The organism is Sphingomonas silueang (genome assembly GCF_040049155.1).
GTDB classification, from domain to species: Bacteria; Pseudomonadota; Alphaproteobacteria; order Sphingomonadales; family Sphingomonadaceae; genus Sphingomonas; species Sphingomonas silueang.
The window spans coordinates 176,906-196,352 of sequence record NZ_JBDZDK010000006.1 but is presented as its reverse complement, the minus strand read 5'-3'; the positions used below and the strand labels follow the sequence as shown (position 1 = coordinate 196,352).

At 66.6% G+C, this 19,447-nt stretch carries 24 protein-coding genes, 1 tRNA gene and 1 pseudogene; 9 read left to right on the top strand and 17 right to left on the bottom strand.

What is annotated here, in order from left to right:
- The 7 genes and pseudogenes from ABLE43_RS08810 to ABLE43_RS08780 form a co-directional block, all read left to right on the top strand.
- Positions 1-1,151, top strand: a 1,151-nt coding sequence (locus tag ABLE43_RS08810) for a hypothetical protein (RefSeq protein WP_348978120.1), incomplete at its 5' end; no start/stop codon positions are given.
- Between the two features lie 934 nt (positions 1,152-2,085).
- Positions 2,086-2,896: pseudogene (locus ABLE43_RS08805) on the top strand (IS5 family transposase).
- Positions 2,897-3,205: 309 nt separating this feature from the next.
- Entirely contained in the window at positions 3,206-4,900 is a 1,695-nt protein-coding gene (locus ABLE43_RS08800) for a polymorphic toxin type 43 domain-containing protein (protein WP_348978119.1), read from the top strand.
- The gene (locus ABLE43_RS08795; protein WP_348978118.1) at positions 4,900-5,337 is read left to right on the top strand and encodes a hypothetical protein; all 438 of its coding nucleotides are present in this window, start codon (positions 4,900-4,902) and stop codon (positions 5,335-5,337) included. Before ABLE43_RS08800 ends, ABLE43_RS08795 begins: the two co-directional genes overlap by 1 nt.
- Before the next feature lie 160 nt (positions 5,338-5,497).
- Positions 5,498-6,031 (top strand): hypothetical protein, encoded by a 534-nt coding sequence (locus ABLE43_RS08790; protein WP_348978117.1) that lies wholly within the window; start codon positions 5,498-5,500, stop codon positions 6,029-6,031.
- Positions 6,032-6,038: 7 nt separating this feature from the next.
- The gene (locus ABLE43_RS08785) at positions 6,039-7,427 is read left to right on the top strand and encodes an ABC transporter substrate-binding protein (RefSeq protein ID WP_348978116.1); all 1,389 of its coding nucleotides are present in this window, start codon (positions 6,039-6,041) and stop codon (positions 7,425-7,427) included.
- A gap of 5 nt (positions 7,428-7,432) precedes the next feature.
- Positions 7,433-7,858 carry a DUF4112 domain-containing protein gene (locus tag ABLE43_RS08780; RefSeq protein WP_348978115.1) on the top strand — a complete coding sequence of 142 codons (426 nt, stop codon included), beginning with the start codon at positions 7,433-7,435 and terminating at the stop codon, positions 7,856-7,858.
- Between the two features lie 3 nt (positions 7,859-7,861).
- On the opposite strand, the gene ABLE43_RS08775 is transcribed toward ABLE43_RS08780, so the two are convergent.
- The 5 genes from ABLE43_RS08775 to aroA form a co-directional block, all read right to left on the bottom strand.
- Positions 7,862-8,581, bottom strand: coding sequence for a ribonuclease T2 family protein (locus ABLE43_RS08775; protein ID WP_348978114.1), 720 nt, complete (start codon positions 8,579-8,581; stop codon positions 7,862-7,864).
- Positions 8,578-9,009 carry a hypothetical protein gene (locus ABLE43_RS08770; protein WP_348978113.1) on the bottom strand — a complete coding sequence of 144 codons (432 nt, stop codon included), beginning with the start codon at positions 9,007-9,009 and terminating at the stop codon, positions 8,578-8,580. The genes ABLE43_RS08775 and ABLE43_RS08770 overlap by 4 nt, the downstream gene beginning before the upstream one ends.
- A gap of 34 nt (positions 9,010-9,043) precedes the next feature.
- On the bottom strand, positions 9,044-9,886 hold the full coding sequence (nadC, locus tag ABLE43_RS08765) for a carboxylating nicotinate-nucleotide diphosphorylase (protein WP_348978112.1): 843 nt from the start codon (positions 9,884-9,886) through the stop codon (positions 9,044-9,046).
- Between the two features lie 192 nt (positions 9,887-10,078).
- Complete coding sequence (locus ABLE43_RS08760; protein WP_348978111.1) at positions 10,079-10,702, bottom strand: (d)CMP kinase; 624 nt, start codon at positions 10,700-10,702, stop codon at positions 10,079-10,081.
- Positions 10,699-12,030 (bottom strand): 3-phosphoshikimate 1-carboxyvinyltransferase, encoded by a 1,332-nt coding sequence (gene aroA / locus ABLE43_RS08755; protein ID WP_348978110.1) that lies wholly within the window; start codon positions 12,028-12,030, stop codon positions 10,699-10,701. The genes ABLE43_RS08760 and aroA overlap by 4 nt, the downstream gene beginning before the upstream one ends.
- Positions 12,031-12,133: 103 nt before the next feature.
- On the opposite strand from aroA, the gene ABLE43_RS08750 reads away from it, so the two are divergent.
- On the top strand, positions 12,134-12,457 hold the full coding sequence (locus ABLE43_RS08750; protein ID WP_348978109.1) for an FYDLN acid domain-containing protein: 324 nt from the start codon (positions 12,134-12,136) through the stop codon (positions 12,455-12,457).
- Positions 12,458-12,581: 124 nt separating this feature from the next.
- A tRNA-Ala gene (locus ABLE43_RS08745) sits at positions 12,582-12,657 on the top strand.
- Between the two features lie 14 nt (positions 12,658-12,671).
- Here ABLE43_RS08745 and ABLE43_RS08740 read toward each other — a convergent pair.
- From ABLE43_RS08740 to ABLE43_RS08685, 12 genes are all read right to left on the bottom strand, one after another.
- The gene (locus ABLE43_RS08740; protein ID WP_348978108.1) at positions 12,672-14,006 is read right to left on the bottom strand and encodes a site-specific integrase; all 1,335 of its coding nucleotides are present in this window, start codon (positions 14,004-14,006) and stop codon (positions 12,672-12,674) included.
- Positions 14,007-14,163: 157 nt separating this feature from the next.
- The gene (locus tag ABLE43_RS08735) at positions 14,164-14,640 is read right to left on the bottom strand and encodes a hypothetical protein (RefSeq protein WP_348978107.1); all 477 of its coding nucleotides are present in this window, start codon (positions 14,638-14,640) and stop codon (positions 14,164-14,166) included.
- The gene (locus tag ABLE43_RS08730; protein ID WP_348978106.1) at positions 14,637-14,948 is read right to left on the bottom strand and encodes a hypothetical protein; all 312 of its coding nucleotides are present in this window, start codon (positions 14,946-14,948) and stop codon (positions 14,637-14,639) included. The genes ABLE43_RS08735 and ABLE43_RS08730 overlap by 4 nt, the downstream gene beginning before the upstream one ends.
- Positions 14,945-16,687 carry a ParB/RepB/Spo0J family partition protein gene (locus tag ABLE43_RS08725; protein ID WP_348978105.1) on the bottom strand — a complete coding sequence of 581 codons (1,743 nt, stop codon included), beginning with the start codon at positions 16,685-16,687 and terminating at the stop codon, positions 14,945-14,947. The genes ABLE43_RS08730 and ABLE43_RS08725 overlap by 4 nt, the downstream gene beginning before the upstream one ends.
- Entirely contained in the window at positions 16,684-17,055 is a 372-nt protein-coding gene (locus tag ABLE43_RS08720; RefSeq protein ID WP_348978104.1) for a hypothetical protein, read from the bottom strand. The genes ABLE43_RS08725 and ABLE43_RS08720 overlap by 4 nt, the downstream gene beginning before the upstream one ends.
- Positions 17,055-17,657, bottom strand: coding sequence for a hypothetical protein (locus ABLE43_RS08715; RefSeq protein WP_348978103.1), 603 nt, complete (start codon positions 17,655-17,657; stop codon positions 17,055-17,057). The genes ABLE43_RS08720 and ABLE43_RS08715 overlap by 1 nt, the downstream gene beginning before the upstream one ends.
- Positions 17,654-17,809: a hypothetical protein gene (locus ABLE43_RS08710; RefSeq protein WP_348978102.1), complete on the bottom strand. Its 156-nt coding sequence runs from the start codon at positions 17,807-17,809 to the stop codon at positions 17,654-17,656. Before ABLE43_RS08710 ends, ABLE43_RS08715 begins: the two co-directional genes overlap by 4 nt.
- A 97-nt stretch (positions 17,810-17,906) precedes the next feature.
- Positions 17,907-18,128, bottom strand: a complete 222-nt coding sequence (locus ABLE43_RS08705; protein ID WP_348978101.1) for a hypothetical protein — start codon at positions 18,126-18,128, stop codon at positions 17,907-17,909.
- Positions 18,128-18,598 carry a hypothetical protein gene (locus ABLE43_RS08700; RefSeq protein WP_348978100.1) on the bottom strand — a complete coding sequence of 157 codons (471 nt, stop codon included), beginning with the start codon at positions 18,596-18,598 and terminating at the stop codon, positions 18,128-18,130. The genes ABLE43_RS08705 and ABLE43_RS08700 overlap by 1 nt, the downstream gene beginning before the upstream one ends.
- Entirely contained in the window at positions 18,595-18,807 is a 213-nt protein-coding gene (locus ABLE43_RS08695; RefSeq protein ID WP_348978099.1) for a hypothetical protein, read from the bottom strand. Before ABLE43_RS08695 ends, ABLE43_RS08700 begins: the two co-directional genes overlap by 4 nt.
- Positions 18,807-18,995: a hypothetical protein gene (locus ABLE43_RS08690; protein WP_348978098.1), complete on the bottom strand. Its 189-nt coding sequence runs from the start codon at positions 18,993-18,995 to the stop codon at positions 18,807-18,809. Before ABLE43_RS08690 ends, ABLE43_RS08695 begins: the two co-directional genes overlap by 1 nt.
- The gene (locus ABLE43_RS08685) at positions 18,992-19,372 is read right to left on the bottom strand and encodes an XRE family transcriptional regulator (RefSeq protein ID WP_348978097.1); all 381 of its coding nucleotides are present in this window, start codon (positions 19,370-19,372) and stop codon (positions 18,992-18,994) included. Before ABLE43_RS08685 ends, ABLE43_RS08690 begins: the two co-directional genes overlap by 4 nt.
- Positions 19,373-19,447 lie beyond the last annotated feature (75 nt).

Sequence of the window (19,447 nt, the reverse complement as noted above, 5' to 3'; positions counted from 1 at the left end):
TCGGCGGCGGGGTCGGCGGCGCGGGGCTGCTGGGTTCGTCGAGCGGGGTGCTGGCGGGGATCGGTCGCGGGGTGCTGGGCAATGTGCTGACGCAGGGCACGTCGCTGGCGCTGGGGTTGCAGCGGCGCTTCGACTTCGTGGGGCTGGCGGTGGCGGGCGTCGCGGGCGGGGTCGGCGACGTGGTGAGCGACGGCAAGACCGGCACATGGCGGCAGATCAAGGCGGGCGCGGCCTCGGCGATCGCAGCGGCTGCGACGCGCTCGATCGCGACGGGGACGAGCTTCGGCGACAATGTGCTGGCGGTGCTACCCGATGTGATCGGGTCGACCATCGGGCGGGTCGTGGGCAATATGGTTGCAACGCGCGCGGCTGCAAAGACGCCATCGCAGGCGGGAGCTACGGTGGCCGATCCGCGACTGGACATCGATGTTGCTGCGCTGCTCACGGATGACTTGGTGACTGGCGGCGCCGCGGCGTCAAGCGCGACTGTCACCGCAGCGGCCTCGAGCGTCGCTTCCGCGAAAAAGCCTGCTGGACGCGGCACCATCACCGTCGAGGAGGTGCCAGTATTCCAGGGTGGGCCACACGCAGGCCAGGCCGTCACCGCAGCTACCCAATATGTACGCCATCAGGAACCCTATGTTCTGACGGACAGTAACGGAAGGCCGGTGCTGGACCCGCAGGGTCACAAGATGTTCGGTCTCTATGCCGGCAGACCCAATAGCGATGCGGTATGGGTGAATTACGGGTCGGAGGAAGATTATCTTGCCTTGCAACGCTGGCAGGCGGTGAATTCCTTGATGCATGGCGCTCGGCTGGTCGCATCCGACATCGGGGGCGGCATCTACGATGTCGGCGCGGGGGTCGTTGGTGCGACCGTTGCCGTCAGCGACATCGCTAGTGGCGGCGACCGGGCGACAGCGCGGATCGCTGGGATAACACAGGGGATCGGGCGCGCGATCGACGATCCGATGTCGGTCGTGCGCGGGGCGCTCAGTCCACTCGAACAGATGTTCATGGACGGCAGCATCCGCGGACTTACGTCCCATACGCTGTCATCGGCTATCGGGGGGACTGGGGACTGGCGCGCTGATGCCTCAGCGCTTCGGGGCTCGGGTGTTTGCTGCAAGAGGGGCTCCGAACTTCGTTGACGACGCACGATTGGCCTCACATTTTGAAAAACATGGAGCCGAGTTTGGTGTCGATAACGCTGGTGATTATCTCCAAGTGGGTCGGGACATCATGCAGTATGGTCAAAAGGTGCAATACACGTACAAGGGCGAAGTCCGCACAGGCTACGTGCAATTCATGGGCAACGCGAGGAGCGGCAGAGCAAAATTCGGTTTCGTTGGAACAAACGTCGATAGCGCTATCACCACGATCCACGTTGAGAGTGGGAATAGCTTTTGGAAAATGCTGAACGGCAACGCTAATGATAAGGTGATTAGGCCAGTCCGATGAAATATAACGCTACTGTAATTGGATTAGATAACCATTTTGAGGAAATGGTTGTTCTCAATGTTCTTGGTAATGTCGTAGCCTGCTTCGCGTCGGTTTGTCCTTACCCAGTTCGTATAGGAGAGATTTATCCAGTCGAGTTTCATATTAGAACGTTCGACGGTCTAATTTTTGAGCAAGTCGATAAAGATATGTCGGATAAAATTGATTTGATCTCCGGTTTCCGATATTCTATAATGGGTAAGTTATATTTGGGAAAACTCATATCATGCGGGATCGAGTTCGCAGAAGACGATGATTTTTCGGAAATTACTTATCTCGAGGGCGAACGTATTAAAGTATTGGTCGATCGCCTAGATGTACATTTTTGTGAATAATATAGTATAAATCCTAAAGTGATCTTTGGTATATTCAAATTTGTGATGCAAGAACGCACCTTTGCAATAGTAATCTCTCCTAATGAATTGCGGTTGTTGACTGTTGGTGAGATAGTAAAATCTATAGGATGCATGGTTTATATTTTCAAATATTTACAATTGAGGGAGAGCATATCTCTCTTGAGGCATTACCAGATGCTCCTAGAGTCTGTTATGGACTTGGGATCGTGTCTGATTCATCCGTTATTGGATGAGCATTTGCCGCAAGCCGTATCCGTCTGACGTCAGCGATGAGGAGTGGTCGCTGGTTGCGCCGTATCTGCTGTTGCAACGCGAGGACGCGGGGCAGCGGGAGCACGACCTGCGCGAGGTGTTCAACGGTCTGCGCTACATCGTCAAGACGGGTGCACCGTGGCGGTGGATGCCGAACGATCTGCCACCGTGGGCGGCGGTGTACCAGCAGACGCAACGCTGGCTGGCGGCGGGGTGCTTTGAGGCGTTGGTAGACGACCTGCGGGCAGTGCGGCGACTGGCGGCGGGTCGCAAAGCTGAACCGACCGCGGCAATCATCGACAGTCGCACGCTGCGCTCCACGCCCGAAAGCGGCGAGCGCGCGGGGTATGACGGGGGCCAAGCGCAAGAGGGGCTCGAAGATCCATATGGCCGTCGATACGCTGGGGCATCTGCTCGCCTTGCATGTAACACCGGCCAGTGCCGAGGATCGCGGCGAAGTGGAACGCCTTGCACGCACGGTGCAGGCCGTCACGAGCAATGCCGTCGAGATCGCCTATGTCGATCAGGGGTATACGGGCGAACGTGCCGCGACGGCCGCAGCCACTCACGGCATCGCGCTGGAAGTCATCAAACTGCCCGAGGCCAAACGCGGCTTCGTCCTCCTGCCGCGACGCTGGGTCGTCGAGCGATCCTTCGCATGGGCGACCCGCTTCCGACGCCTCGTCAAAGACTATGAGCGCTACGCCGAAACACTCGCTGGACTTCACGTCGTCGCCTTCGCCTGCCTCATGATGAAACAGGCTGCCACGCTCGCACCAGGTTCATAACAGCCTCTAGCGAGCTTGGAAAGGATGAGCGTGTCTACCTTGTCACCGCAGTTGACAGTACGCTTGAGTATCGCGTGCTTGTGCGGTCGAAAACCGACGGCGGAATCTCCATAGAGTAAATGTCGCAAATAGTGCCGTCGTTTTCGGCGTAATTGTGACGGGGCGGCAAGCCTCACGCCGATAGCATCGCTTTGGTACCGCGGCTTGGTCCTATCGTCGACGTGCGCGACGGCACCTATTACCAGATCGACCATGTTCAGACGGGCCAGTCGTCGGACGTGATCAACGCCTATAACCAGGGTTCGTCAGGTGGCGACGAGCTTCACGCCCTACGACCCTGCGCTGGCGATCGGAGAGGTGAGTGCCAGCGAGGCGCTGAACCCGACGAGTGCGGCCCCGCGCGGGCGACGCAACAAGTGCGGTGCGCTGGCGGGTGCGGCGGGCTCGATCGTGGGGCAGGGGCTTGCGGTGGCGACGGGGCTGCAGGACCGGTTCAGCTGGAAGGGGGTGGCGCTGGCGGCGATCGGCGGCGGGGTCGGCGGCGCGGGGCTGCTGGGTTCGTCGAGCGGGGTGCTGGCGTGGATCGGTCGCGGGGTGCTGGGCAATGTGCTGACGCAGGGCACGTCGCTGGCGCTGGGATTGCAGCAGCGCTTCGACTTCGTGGGGCTGGCGGTGGCGGGCGTCGCGGGCGGGGTCGGCGACGTGGTGAGCGACGGCAAGACCGGCACGTGGCGGCAGGTCAAGGCGGGTGCGGCCTCGGCGATCGCGGGGGCGGCGACCCGCTCGATCGCGACGGGGACGAGCTTCGGCGACAATGTGCTGGCGGTGCTACCCGATGTGATCGGGACGACCATCGGGCGGGTCGTGGGGGCGGCGGTGGTGCGACATGTAGCCGCCGCCTCCCGACAGCAGCAGAATAGTTCCGCTCCCGCGAGTATCGGAAGCCTGGAATATACCGCACCCGACATCAGGCTCTTCAAGGACGGCTTTCAGGCGTTCGTCAATCGCGAGCGCTATCGCAATGCGCTGATCGCCGAAGCGCATGCCGAAAACATGGCAGCGAGCAGCGCGACACCGGGCGATGCAAGCGCGGGTACGACCACGTTTGAAGGCGAGTTCGTCGTTACCGGGCGGAGAGATCCTCGGCCTGCGGTTGAGACCTATGAGCAGGCATATGCCTCTTCCCGAAACGTCGCGCAGGCAAAGGCGCAGTATCAGGAAGAATATGATCGCGTTCCGGGGCGGTACAATCCCTATGCCCATGCATCGGCGATGGCGAACTACGATCGCTGGTACGAATATTATCAAGGGATCGAGGCGCGCATCGACGCCCGGATCGACAGGGAACTGGCGGGAATCACGCTCGCCGGACCGCTGGGTGCGGCCGGTCTGCTGATCGGTACGGCGGTTGCGGGAACCGGATTGATCGGCGGCCTGGTGTCCAGCGGCCTTTCGGCGGTCGGTGCCGAAGGCGCGTTGCGCTATGGCCAGACAGGGCAGGTCAGCGCGGGCAGCGTGGCCGAGGACTTCGGCTATGGTGTGCTGGGGTACGGCATGTTTCGGGTTGCTGGACGGATCGCCCAACCGTTGATCGGCCGGATCGGCGTGTCCAACGTTCCTGTTGCGGCTGAGAGGGCAGTGCCGACTTGGAAAGGGAGCGGCCCAATACCCGGAACCTTTGGGGTTAATTCCGAAACCGTCTCAACAAAAGGCCTCGAAAATTTCTTTCTCAAGCGCGGTCACGTCGAGTACATTTTTGATCCAGAAACCTCTACGCTCATTGTCGGGAACGGAAAATGGACTCACTCACCACTAGCGGGATCGATCGATGCAGATACAAGCCGTGTGGTGGGCGGCATGTTCAGCAGAACCCCCAATGGAACAATGCTCACGAACGAAGCGAGTGGACATTTCTGGCGGAATTGGACGCCGAATGTCCGACAGCAGTTTAGCCAAATGATGCAGAAACGAGGTTTCGATCATATCCATCATGAGGGCATGTAGTGGATAGAAATCGTTTAAACGGCATAGAGATTGGCAGTAGAATATATATCAATATATCTGATGCCGGATTTTGGATAATACAGTCAGAAGAGGAGGTGTTTTCTCTTGAGGATATGACCGACTTTTTTCGGGCTTGGTTGTTGTTGGAGCGAAAATTTCCGGATGCAAAGTTGGCTATTGATCGTTTGTCCATAAATGGAAATCCTGTAACGCCGTTCTCATATTGGAAACTGGTTGGTTCAGCGATTAAGGCCAAGTCGGCTCAGTGGACGGATCGTGCAATGAATTGGATTCCATTTTTGCCGTCAAGTGAAAAAATTCTCCTTGAGGACCTTCTTGTAGAAGTGAGAGAATCGAAATGGGCTAGCCAAAAAAGCAGACAGTTATCTAGAAGGTATTTAAATGAAATTGAGGTATTTTTGAAACAATGTTACTAAAATGTCTTGTGACATTGGATGGCTCGATAGCTTGCTGCATAAATCTTATAATTTAAGAGATCTATACGCAGTTAACGTTGTAGAGTTTTGAGTTTGCGTCACTAATCTGGGCGGGCGCTCGACGAGCCATGGCTACGACACGACGGGCGTGCTGGAGTCGGTGACGATCAGCGACGGCCGCCCGCGGACGGTGACGTACCGGACCGACCTCGCCGGTCAGGTAGTGGAGCGCAAGGAGGCGGTGACGTCGGGCAGCACGATGCCGCACGAGGTGACCTACCGTTTCGACGGCGAGCAGCAGTTGCAGGTCGGCAACGACGGTACGAGCGCGGTGAGCTACGACGAGTCGCTGAACCGGCTGCAACGCAACGGCTCGATCGGTCCGTTTCGCGACGGCGACTATGGCCCGAGCGACTACCGGCAGGCGGGCCAGTCGCCGGACGTGATCAACGCCTACAACCAGGGTTCGTCGGGCGGCAGCTATGCGGCGCGGGGCGGGGAGACGCTGGCGGACGTGGCGCGGTTGCTGTGGGGCGATGCGAACCTGTGGTACCGCCTCGGGCAGGCGAACGGGCTGACCGCGGCGCGGTTCACGGGTCAGCACCTCACCATTCCGCTCGGCGCGACGTGCAGCGCCGATGCGGCGACAACCCACGACCTTGCGCTGGCCCCGTCCCCCGCATCCGTGGCATGACCCGCGCATGCGCCGCGTCCTTATTCCGCTCATCGTCCTGACGCTCGCCGGTTGCGATCGCGGCGGCAGCGACCGTCCGGTCGAGGTCGACGTCATTCGCGAAGGCCCGCGCGACGACGGTGATCGGGCCGCCCTGCGCAGCGCGCTGGCGCAGGGGCTGGTGCGCTTCGATGCCGCGGGGCAGGTCGAGCCGGGGCTGGCCGCGCGGTGGAACATGATCGACGGCGGGCGCGGCTATATCTTCCGCTTGGGCGACGCGACGTGGAGCGACGGCACGCCCGTCACCGCAGCACAGGTGGTGCGCGCGCTCACCCGGGCGGTGCGGCCCGATGCAGGGCACCGGCTGACCCCGTTCCTGCGATCGATCGACGAGATCGTCGCGATGACGCCGCAGGTGATCGAGGTGCGGCTGAAGCGGCCCAACACCGAACTGCTGACCCTGCTGGCGCAACCCGAACTGGCGATCATCCGCGGGCCACACGGCAGCGGGCCGATGCGGCGGCTGGCGCGGCCCGGCGTCTGGCTGCGCGTGCCGACCGATCCCGACGATCCCGCGCCGGTCGCCGCCGACGAGGTCCGTCTGCGCGGGCAGCGCGGCGCACTCGCCGTCGCGCGGTTCGCCGAGGGGCGGGCGGACGCGGTGCTGGGCGGCGGCCTTGCCGACTGGCCGGTGGTGCGGGCAGCCGCGCCGCCGCCCGCCGCGATCCGGATCGATCCGGCGCGCGGGCTGTTCGGCTTCGCCTTTGCCGCGCGCGAGGGGTTGCTGGCGCAGCCGCTCGGCCGGGCGGCGGTGGCGATGGCGTTGCAATCGGCGGACATTCCGGCGGCGGTCGATCCCGGCTGGGCGGCGGCGGCGAGCGTACTGCCCGAACGGCTCGATTCGGCGGCGGACCCGGCGCTGCCGCCATGGCGCAACCTGACGCCCGCGCAGCGCTGGCAGACCGCGCGGGCGCAGGTCGCGGCCCATGGCAGCCCGGTCAGCCTGCGCATCGCGCTGCCGCAGGGGCCGGGGGCGACGCGGCTATGGGGGCGGAGCGCGGCGGCGCTGGCGCGGATCGGCATCGCCGCACGGCGGGTGGCGGCGGATGCGCCCGCCGACCTGCGGCTGATCGACGCGGTGGCCCCTTATGACAGCGCGCGCTGGTATCTCGCCAATGCCTGCCGCCCGTGTTCGATGGAGGCGCTGACGCTGATCGCCGCCGCCCGCGACGCGACCGACCTGACCACGCGCGCGCAGCGGCTGGCGGCGGCGGATGCGGCGCTGGCGGCGGATGTCGCCTTCGTCACGCTGGCGCGGCCATGGCGCTGGTCGCTGGTGGCGCGGCGGCTCGATGCGTTCCAGACGAACGCGCGCGCGGTGCATCCGTTGAACCATCTGCGCAGCCCCACCACATAAGCGGCATGGCCAAGCCGACCCGTATCTCGCCCGAATTCTTCGACCAGATCGCCGGGCATCTCGACCGCGATCCCGCCGCCGTGCGCCGCCGGGTGGTGGCGATCGAGCGGCTGATGGAACGATCGATGACCATCCCCGGCATCAACCGGCCGGTGGGGCTCGACTTCCTGCTGAACTTCATCCCCGTCGTCGGCAGCTTCATCGGCGCGGGAATCGGTAGCTATATGCTGTGGGAGGCGCGCAACCTCGGCATGTCGCGGTGGCAGATGGCGCGGATGGCGGGCAATGTCGGGTTCGACTGGGCGCTGGGCGCGATTCCGGTGGTCGGCGCGGTGCCCGACTTCTTCTTCCGCTCGAACAGCCGCAACCTCGCGATCATCCGCAGGCACCTCGACCGACATCACCCCGCGAGCGCGACGGTCGAGGGATAGGCTTCACCCCGCGCTGCGCCCGCCGCGCCAGATTTTGATCGGGGTGTTCGGCGACACGCCGCCCTGATGCGCGGGGCAGCGGGCATAGCGCCGCCGCGTGTCGAGGCACAGCCACGCCTCGTCCAGCCAGCCGCGCCGGTTGGTGGTGATCCGCATCATGTCGGGCGTCATCCCCGGATTGACGCGCGCGATCGCGGCGGCGAGCTGCCCGGCGGTCAGGCCCGGTCGCCGCGACAGCGCCATCATGTCGGGAAAGCGCAGCCGCTCGAACAGCGCACGCGATTCGTCGAAATAGGCGGCGGGCGGCACCCCCATGCAGGTGCCGTGCTTGGCATATTCATGCTGGAGCAGTTGCGCCGAGGGGGTGACGCACAGGTTGCGGCGGATGACCTGCGGCGACAGGATCGGCGCGGTGGCGCAATATTGCGGCCACGTCTTGCCCGTGCCGTCGGGCCACAGCCCGTGCAGGGTGAAGCCGAAGCGGTTGGCCCCGCCGCACTGGAACGCATCGCGCGCGCTGTCGCGGCGGGTGCGGCAATATTCGGGGCTCCAGGTGATCGCCAGCGTATAGCTGCCGATCGGCAGCACGCGGCGCGGCTGCTGCGGGCTGGGCAGGTCGGGGCGGGGCGTCTCCACCTGCGCCGGGGCGCTGCACTGGAGCGTCTGGGCATGGGCGAGCGCGGGCGCGAGCAGGACGGCGAGGGCGAGGGCGAAGCGCTTCATGCGAAATCCCCCGGCGCGTCGTGGGTGAACCATGGCCGGGCGTCACGGCGGAACAGGGCGATCGTCGCGATCAGTTGCAGGACGACGCCCACCATCCGCAGCACCCCGGCCACGTCGCCGGACACCGCGCCGGACGAGATGCCGAGCAGCAGGCTGCCGAGCGACAGTGCGGTAAAGACCGTCACGATCCACTTGGCCACCACGCTGCCGCGCCGGGCGACGAAATACCACAGCGTCAGCGAGATCAGGATGCCGATCCCGGTGAAGGCGGCGGCGAGCGTGCCGCCGATCGCGCGGACCGGCGCGAACGACGGATCATTGTCGATCATCGCGATCAGATTGGGCCAGTCGAGGATCGTGCCGATCAGGCCGACGGCAATCGCGAGCAGGTAGAAACGATCGAAGCGGACGATCGACGGCGGACGCATGCTGCTGTTCCCCTTGGCAGTCGGTCGCCCACGCTTATGCCGCATCGAGCGCGAAATCGAGCCCGATATCGGCGGCCGGGGCGGATTGGGTCAGCCGCCCGACGCTGACGTAATCCACGCCGCTGTCGGCGATGGCGCGGATCGTGTCGAGCCGGACCCCGCCCGATGCCTCGGTCGGCACGCGGCCCGCGACGATCGCCACCGCCCGGGCCAGCGTCGCGGGGTCCATGTTGTCGAGCAGCAGGTGGGTCGCCCCGCCGCGCAGCGCCGGTTCGATCTGGTCGGGCGAATCGACCTCGACGATGATGCGGTCGATCCCGGCATCGCGGGCGCGGGTGGCGGCGGCCTCGACCGAACCGGCGACGGCGACGTGATTGTCCTTGATCATCGCCGCATCCCACAGCCCCATGCGGTGGTTGGTCGCGCCGCCCATCCGCGTGGCGTATTTCTCGAGCAGGCGCAGGCCCGGAATGGTCTTGCGCGTGTCGAGCAGGGTCGCGCCGGTGCCTGCGATCGCCGCGACATAGTGCGCGGTCAGCGTGGCGATGCCGGAGAGGTGCTGGACCGTGTTCAGCGCCGAGCGCTCGGCGGTCAGCAGCGCGCGGGCATTGCCGCGCAGCCGCAGGAGCGCGGTGCCCGCCGGGACCGCATCGCCGTCCGCCACCAGCGCCTCGATCGCCACATCGGGGTCGAGGCGGCGGAAGAAGGCGGCGGCGATCTCCAGCCCGGCGACGGTGATCGCGTCGCGGCTGTCCATCACCCCGGTGAACACCGCGTCCGCCGGGATGACGGCGGCGGCGGTGATGTCGCCCGCGTCCCCCATGTCCTCGGCAAGGGTGGCGGCGACGAAGGCGGCGAGGTCGAAACCGGGGATCATGGGGCAGGGTCCGAAAAAAGAGGGCGCCAGACGCTATAGGCGGGGCGCAGCGGGCGGAACAGCCGCGTCCGCCGGGGCAAAGTTTACAAACTTTACACTAACGGCACTGTCGTGCGGCGCTGCCTGCAGGGCACGTCGCACCGTGCCCGGATGGGAAGGGTAGCGGGCGAATCGTGTGTAGGAAACCTGCGCCTACCCCCGCCGTTGCCCCTCGACGATGGCGATCGCGCGGTCGATCGCGGCGTCGATTGACAGGAAGCTGGTGTCGAGCGGCGCGGCGTCGGCGGCCATCACCAGCGGCGCGGCGCTGCGGCCCGAATCGCGTTCGTCGCGCGTGCGGATGTCGGCCAGCACCCGGTCGTAGAGGACGGTCGGGTCGGTCTTGAGCAGCTCGGCATGGCGGCGCTTGGCGCGGATCGAGGGGGTCGCCTTCACGAACAGCTTGGCATCGGCATCGGGGGCGATGACCGTGCCGATGTCACGCCCGTCGAGCACCGCGCCGCCCGGCTGCTGCGCGAAGCGGCGCTGGCGGTGGAGCAGCGCGGCGCGCACCAGCGGGTGCGCCGACACGATCGACGCCGCCTTGCCCGCATCGTCGGTGCGCAGCCATGGATCGTCCAGCAGCGCGTCGGGAAAGTCGCATGCCGCCACCCCGTCCGCCTCGCGCGTCGGGTCCATCCCCTCGCGCAGCACCGTCGCGGCGACCGCGCGGTAGAGGAGGCCGGTGTCGAGGTGCGGCAGGCCGTAGTGCCGCGCCAGCGCCCGCGCGATGGTGCCCTTGCCCGATGCGGCGGGGCCGTCGACCGCGATGATCACAGCGTCGCCCCGAGGCCACGCAGCAGCGTGGTGAAGGTGGGGAAGCTGGTCGCGACCGGGGCCATGTCGTCGATCGTCACCGGTTCGCGCGACACGAGTCCCGCCACGACGAAGCTCATCGCGATACGGTGGTCGAGCTTCGCGGCGATGGTGCCGCCGCCGGGCAGCGGGTCGCCGCCGGTGCCGTCGATGATCAGGCCGTCCGCGGTTTCCTCGACGGTCGCGCCGATCGCGCGCAGCCCCTCGGCCATGGTCGTGATGCGGTCGCTTTCCTTGACGCGCAGTTCCTCCAGCCCGCGCGTCACCGTGCGGCCCCTGGCCAGCGCGGCGGCGACGAACAGGATCGGGAATTCGTCGATCATCGCCGGGGCGACCGCCGGATCGACCTCGATTCCCGTGAGCGTCGAGGCGCGCACGACCAGATCGGCGACCGGCTCGCCCCCGACTTCGCGGGGGTTGGCGAAGGCGATGTCGCCGCCCATCGCACGCAGCACGTCGAACAGCGCGGCCCGGGTGGGGTTGAGGCCGACGTTGGTGATCGTCACGGCGCTGCCGGGCACCAGCAGCGCGGCGACCACCGGAAAGGCGGCGGAAGAGGGATCGCCCGGCACCACGATCGTCTGCGGCTTCAGCTCCGCTTCGCCGTGCAGTTCGATGACGCGGCCCGCTGCGGTCTGCTCGACGGTCAGTTTCGCGCCGAAGCCGGTCAGCATCCGCTCGCTATGGTCGCGGGTCGGCACCGGTTCGATCACGCGGGTGATGCCCGGCGTGTTGAGGCCCGCCAGCAGGATCGCCGACTTCACCTGCGCCGACGCGACCGGCAGCGTGTATTCGATCGGCACGGCGGGTACGATCCCGCGCAGCATCAGCGGCAGCCGCCCGCCGGGGCCGGCGGTGATCTCCGCGCCCATCATCGACAGCGGGTCGATGACGCGACCCATCGGCCGCTTGCTGAGCGAGACGTCGCCGGTGAAGGTGGCGGTGATCGCATGGGACGCGACCAGCCCCATCAGCAGCCGGGTCGAGGTGCCCGAATTGCCCATGTCGAGCGCGCCCGAGGGTTGCAGCAGCCCCCCGACGCCCACGCCGTCGATCGTCCAGACCCCGTCGTGCCCACGCACGATCGACGCGCCCATCGCCCGCATCGCCGCGGCGGTGGCGAGCACGTCCTCGCCCTCCAGCAACCCGGTCACGCGGCTGGTGCCGACCGCCAGCGCGGAGAGCATCAGCGAGCGGTGGCTGATCGACTTGTCGCCCGGAACGGGCGCGGTACCGGTCAGCGGACCGCTGGCGGCGACGGAAAGTGGCTGGGGCGGATGGGCGTGCATGGGGCGCGGCTTTGACAGCGCGTGCCCGCTATGGCAAGGCGCGGCCCCTGTACGGGGCTGTCCGCCCCGATTTTCCACTGCACCGAAAGGTTTGGGGCTACACATGGTGAAGCCGGAATGGGGTACGAAGCGTACCTGCCCGAAATGCGCGACGCGCTTCTATGATCTCGGCAACGACGAACCCGTCACCTGCATCAACTGCGGCGTGCACTGGACGCCCGAACCGATCCTGAAGTCGAAGCAGCCGCTGCCGTTCGAGCAGGTCAAGACCGGTTCCGAGAAGGAAGGCGCCAAGGACGCCGATCTCGGCGACGATCTGGACATCGAGGGCGACGACGAGCCGTCGGCCGACGACGACGTCGATCTGGGCGGCGACGACGATCTGGGCGTCGATACCTCCGATGAAGACAACGAGGCCGAGCGCTGAGTTTTTTTCGGGCAGGCGGGTGAAAACCCGCTTGCCAAGCGGAGCGCCCCGGCATAGAGGGCGCTCCTCCCCTGACAAGGGGGCGCACCGAACCGCATTCCAGCGTGGTTCGTGTCGGAAACATGGGGCCGTAGCTCAGCTGGGAGAGCGCTGCAATGGCATTGCAGAGGTCAGGGGTTCGATCCCCCTCGGCTCCACCATTCGTTTCTGGCGGTTATCCTGACATTCTCGTGCTCCCCTTTCGCTGCGGCTTAGCGGGTGCTCCGGTGACAGTCCGGTGCAAAGAGCCCGGGGCCAGCAGCTGGATTTCATCGATCACGCTCTGAAGAGCGACCTGCACCGAGGCGAAGTCGCCCTCGGCGTAGATTTCGGTCTGGCTGGGCAGCAGGTGGCCCATATAGCCCTGTAGATCCCACGCCTTCGCGCCGCGCTTGCGCACGATCGTCGCAAGGCTGTGTCGCAGGATGTACGATTGCCATTCGCGGCCCGTGGGCAACCCCAGCTCGGCGAGCATCGTGTCCCAGGCGCGCGCGACATTGCGAATCGGTCGGCCGAAGTAGTTCACGAGGTAGCCGCGGCCGACGCGCTCTTCCTTCGGCAGCGCATCGTAGCGGACCCATTCGGCCTGCAGCCATTCGGCGAGCAGCGGCAGGACCGGCAGCAGCGGCCGGACCTTTTTGTTCTGGACGCGGCCTTGCGGATTGAGGTCGAGCGTGTCGGCGCCCGGTGCCCACTGGTGACGATCGGGAGCGACGCAGATGTCGACCACCGCCCCCGGTCGCGCGATCGTGCAGATCGAGCCGACCAGAAAGGCATGCAGCGACGCGCGATGCTCCTCGGCGGCGGCGTAGGCCATCATTTTCGCCAGCTCGGGCACGCCGATCCGGCTGCGGCGCTTCCGCTGCACTTGCTGCGCCGGCAGTGGGCGATAGGTCGGCCGCTTGTCGGACCGGGGCGGATCGGCGTTCGCCGCATGATTCAGCGCGGCGGCGGTCTGCCCCACGACCGCCTCGGTCGACGCTGGCGAACGGGGCCGCGACTTGGTGATCGCGCCCTCGCCGTTCCGCCATACGACAGGCTGCTTGGCAGACCATTCGCGGAATGCGCCGATGAAGGCGGACGTGCAGGCAACAGCGCACGTCGTCGATAGCCCGAATTTTCCGCTCGCGGCGTCCTGCGACTCGAGAAACGCCACCATGTGGTTCAGGCGCATTTCGATCGCCTCGGCCGACGCGCGCGCGTCGCCCCATTCGAGGCGATAGTCGGCGATCGCATCGGTGAGCAGATAGCCTTCCGCCTTCGCGATCGGCTGACCGCAGGTATGGCAGAACGACGGCGCTTCGGACGCATCGGCAAGGTAACGGCGATCGAGGGCTAGGATCGCTGCGTCCTCTTCCGCCGTGCGCGTTGATGCGCTGCGGACACGTCCGGCGGTGGGGTCGTACCAGAAGATGGTGAGGAAGGGACTGCGGCGGGTGCCGTCGGCGCGTTCGTCCCAGCCAAGCCAGTATTTCCCCCGTCGATAGAGCGGCGGCGTGCGTCCCGACATTGCGATTGATCCTTGCGATATTTGGCGGATGCAGCCGCTGTTAGGTCGAAAAAGCCGATCGCGCCGAGCAGATCGAGATCGGCCGCTGTGAGCATGACGCCAGTGCCTTTGTCCGACGCGGCGGCGAGGCGTCGATCGAGGCGGACGATGTTGATAGTCATGGTCGCTTCTCCGGTGCGGGGAGCATCGGCAGCATCTCGGGCATGGTGCCGATGCGGTAGGCTTCCTGGACCTGCGGCCGCATCCATTCGCCGGCCGACTGGCCGTTGGGCAGCATGATGTAGGCGAGGAATTCGTCGTCGAAGGTGCCGATGCCGCTCTCTACGGCTTCCAGCTTTGCCTTCACGACCAAGGCGAGCGCACGCCATCGCTGACGCACCGCCTGGTCCCATTCCTTTTGCGCCGCCTCGGGCGTGCGCGCGCCGCGGCTGTGGTGGGTGAAACGGCGATCGTCGCGGCGCGGCATCGCGATGATGAAACGGATCTGCCGGTCCCGCATGCGGAAGCCGACGGTCGCGGCTTCCTCGCCCCACCCGTAGAGGAATTGATCGGCACCGTAGCGGACGAGGGTACGCTCGATCTCCACGCGCGACGCGCTGGCGCTGACGTCGGTCGTTGCTGCGAATCGGGTCATGACCGCGCCGCTTCTTGCGTAGCGATTACTGACTCCATGATGCGGGAACGCTTCGCTCTCAAATCTTCGAGCAGATGGCCCAGCAGCTGCTCGAACAGCACGTCGCGCTTATCGGGCATTGCCTGGAGCAAGCCCGTGCCTATCCCCTGCGCGGCGAGGCGCGTCGCAAGCATCATCACGATCGCGCTCATGTCAGCGCTGGTGCCGCCCACCACTCGGATAAGACCTGCCTGGCGCTGGATGATCCTATCGATCTCGTCGCCGAGGTGGCGGGACATATCGGCCACGAATCCGACACGGTCCTTCATAGCGCCGCTCCCTTCTGCGCTTCGGCCCATGCCTCCCGCGTCGGCCATGTCGCGTCGATCTCGGCCGCGCCGACGCAGTCGAGCAGCTCGCTCCAGTCGGCGACGTCCGGGCTATCGCCGGTGGTGCCGCGATAGCTGCCGTCGTCGAGCCGCTCCCACGCCACGCCGTCGACCGCGACGATCGCCGGGGGCGTCATCGCGCGCAGCTCGGCGAGGCGGCGATCGGCGTCGGCCTTCCGCGACCGGATCTCGGCCGCGCGCGCTTCGCGGGCGGCGACTTCCTTGCGGTACCGGGCATCGCCGGCCTTGCGGTGCGCCGCGACTTCCTCGTCGCTGATGAAGATATCGACGCAGACACGCACGCCGGGCATGCCGTCGAGGATGGCGGTATAGGCGGAGCGGTCCGCCCACCAGCCTCGACCCGCCAGCGGCGTGCCGGCGAACAGCGGCGTGCCGCCGAGCGCGTGCAGGGCGAGCTGGCGCGCGTGCCGCAGCTCGCCGCGCACCCGTTCCAACTCCGCCTGTTGTTCGGGCGTGATCGTGGCATGGTCGCGCGAGCGGGCGGGCGGCCGGTCGATCGCGCGGACCTGACCCTTCTCGACAAAGACGGTCTGCGGCCATGCGATCAGCTCGCCCGCGTCATTGATCCCGACGAGGATATGCGCCGCGATGCCGTTGTTGCGGATCGTCCGCCACATCGGCGCGTGATCCTCGCGCGTGACCTGGACGGTACCGGCGGGCGCGGCGATCGGGCCGCTATGCCCCCAGCTGTGCAGCTTCAGCCCGGGCACCACCACGAAGCCCTCGATCGTAGGCGACAGGTCGGGACGATCGCGCAGCTCGACCAGTCGCCACTGCATCTGGAAATCGATGTGCTCGGCCGCGATCGTCTGGACGAGGACCGGGTCGCCCAGCACCCGCGTATCGCCGCCGGCGTCGTCGCGGAAGAGATCGTCCTCGTACCGGCCGCCGCGGCGCTCATAGGCTTCGGCGCCGACGAAGCGGTAGAGCGGATGGCTGGTGCGCATGCCCTTGCTCGCAAGGGCGTGGCGGACGTTGCTTGCCGCATGGGCATCGCGCGACCGCTTGGCTTCCGCGTCGAACACGGATTTCTGCAAGGCGCGATCCTGCGTGCCGGCATAGGCCATCGCCGAATCGAGTGTGATCCGGCGCTCGGCGAGCGCATCGAGGATCTCCGGCTCTAGTTCGGCGAGGCGCAGCCGCTGTTTCACCACGCGCTCGCTGAAGCCGAACCGCTTGGCCAGATCGGCGGGGGAGTGGTGGCCGGTGTCGACCAGCGCGCGGAACGCGAAGAATTCGTCGACGGGCGACATCGACCGCTGCTGGAGATTCTCCGCAAGCGACAGCTCGACCGCGAGCGCCTTGTCGCGGATCAGCACCGGCACCGGGAAGTCGCGGGTGAGATGGCCGTCGAAATTGAGGGCGTCGAGGGCGTTCAGCCGCCGCCCGCCGCCGACGATATGCACCGTCGCGTCCGCGCCTGGTCCGCCGAGGTACCCGATCAGCGACGACAGCAGGCCATGCTCGAGGATGTCGTCGGCGAGCTGCTGCACGTCCTCGTCTGGCTGGATGCGGCGGACGTTCTCGGCTGCGCGTACCAGTCGACCGAGAGGGAAGAGCTGCGGCGCGGACGGGACGACCCTTGCCTTCGGCACGGCGGGCGGCGGGACGGACAGGCGCGGGTGCGGCGAGCGCGCGACGGTGGTCGATGCGGTCATGGTGCGTGGATCTCCGGCTTGCGGCCGCGCCCGCCTCGCTGCATGGAGCGGGGCGTCCCGATAGGATCGGCCGTGAGGTTGGTCCGGCTGGCTAGTGGTTTGGCCGGTGCGGGATCGGTGAGGGGGGCGGCTTCCGGCTCGCCCCCCGAGCTGGACGCGATCGCGTCCTCGATGTCGGTTTGGCGGGGGTCGGCGGCCTGCTCGCCATAGCGGATGCCCATATAGACATCGCACCAGGTCGCGTGCTTCGTCGCGTCGTAATGGCGCGCGGCGACGCCCTGTGCATTCGGGCCGATCCAGTGCGCGTCGGTGCCATGGCAGACGAAGCAGCCAGCGCGAACATCGCGCGATAGGTAGGTCGGGCGCATCAGCTGCACAGCCGATCGGCGTGTTCGCGCAGCTGCCATTCGTCGAAGGACGTGTCGCCCCACCCGGACACATACCAGACGGGGACGCCCGGCCGGAGCGGGTCGTGCCCATCCTCTGCCCGGTGGCGACGGGCACGAAGCGCGTTGAGCGCGGCACCGACCGACGGCCACCGATCGCGCAGCTCTGCCCTCCGGAGTTCGTCGGGGTCGAGCGCCGGACCAGCGCGCCGTCCCGCCCGCCGATCACGCTCTGCTGCCTCCGTCGCGGCTTGGTCGAAGGCGCGGCGCTTCGCGTCGTACACCGTCTCGTGGTCGCCCGCGCGCAGCCGATCGATCCAGCGGCCGAGCGTATCCGCTGCCTCCTCGACGGCATGGCGCAGCTGGTCGGCTTCCGAGCGGCCGGGGATGTTGAATAGGTCCAGGTTGAGCCCGGCTTTCTCAGCGATCGCAATGCCGCGCGATATTGCGGCCTCGCGCTCTCCCGGGAACTTGGTCGACCGCGCGATTTCGAAGCACTTCGCGGCAAGCCGCACGGCGCGCATGACCGCCGCGACATAGGCGGGATCGTGCGCAGGCGCGTCGTCGGGACCGAGGCCGCTCATGCCAGCATCCTCGCGAGCCGGGCGAGGGTTGCGGACGGCGACTTGGTCGCGAGGTAGGTCAGCGCTGCCGCTTCGTGCAGATCCTCTGTCTCGGTCGCTAGCACGACGAGAGCCTCCCGCACGAGCCGGGCGCGCTGCTCCTGCGCGCTCATGCGATGAGCAGCCATATGATCGCGATCGACGCGATCAGCACCGTCACCATGGCGACGAACAGCCGCCGCTCGGCGATCGGAATATCGGGCGGCGGGCTCACAACACCTGCTCCACCGCGCAGGCGATCGTCTCGCGTACGACCGCGGCCACCCACACTTGGCCGTCGTCGTTCAGGCAATCCCATTCCGGCGCCGCGAAGATTTTCATCACCGGCGCACTTTCGGCGACGGCTTTCGCCAGTACCGCGATCTGCTCGAGCGGCACTGCGCGGATACGCGCTGCCCGATCGGCACGATCGCAGATGATGACCGTGCGCATCAGTCCGCGACCCGTTCAGGCTCGTCGAACTCAACGCTAAGCGACCCTTCGTCGAGCGCCCTTTCGGTTGCGCTGTCGAACATGACGTGCACAAGCGTGGTGCCTTCGTCGTCCTCTGCTTCGAGTGCCTGTACGATGTCGGCGGCAAAGCCGTCGCGGGTGAGGATGCGATAATCCAGATCCTCGGGCGCATGCGGCCCACCATCGATCGCGGTCATCAGCGCATCGATGCCGATCGCGATGACGAGTCGACCGTCCTCGATCTCGACGGACAGGCCATGCTGGCGTGGGGCTGCGAGATCGCCGCGTTCGATCAAGGCGTGGATGTCGCCGTAGCCAGCGGCAGTCAGCGCGTGGTCGGCTGCGTCGGCGATCGACGCGGCGAGATCCGGCGCGGCATTGCCGTACTGGTACGACCGTAGGGCGAGACTGGTGGCACCAAGGGCGCGCGCGAGATTGCCCGCGCTCATGCCGGCAGCCCGATCATGACGTGAATGCCGGGCCCGTCGATCAGCTGCGCGACAATCCAGGCGTTCAGGATGCCGAAGGCCACGCAGGCAATCATTTCGGCGATCGTCGCGAGCAGCGTCGGCTCGGCCACGCTAGGGACGGGCGGAGCGCATTCGGTGCATTCGCACCATGCGGGATGAATTGTGGTCGGACGGTGATGGTGGTTCATCAGCGTTTTCCCTTCGGTGCGCGGTGGAGGTGGAGGAAGGCAGACAGGACGATCGCCACCGCGATGCCGACGGTGATTGCCGCCAGTTCGGGATGGCCGAAAAGGACGCCGCCGATGGCCCCGCCCACGCACGCCGCGACGGCGCGTGCGAGGCGGCGGACGGTGCGGGGGGACAGCGGGCGGCTCATGCGCCATCGGCCTTCGCTGCCGACGCACATTCGAGGCACAGCGTGATCGGACCCGGTGCCATCGCAGCGCCGAGCGCGAGGCACGCCGGGTGCCCCTCCGCACAGACGACGCACAGGGTCGGCGGGGCGACGGCATAGCCCTGCGCGGGAAGCGAGAAGTGCTCGAGGATCGCCAAGTCGAAGGCGAAGACGCGGTGCAGGGCGACGATCGTCGACCAGAGCATCGGCACCTCGTCGGCCTCGATCAGCCGCAGCCATGCGACGCGCTCGCCCTCGGGGATGCCGGGGACGGTCGCGATCGCCTGCGCCACGTCCTCAACGGCGAGGCCGGCGGCGGTGCGGCGGAGCTTCAGATAGGCACCGGGCGTCAGGATCACGGGGCGAAGTCCTCGGGCAGCAGAAAACCGCTCCGCGAACCGGGGTGGTCGCGAACCGGGTAGGGGGCGGCAGTC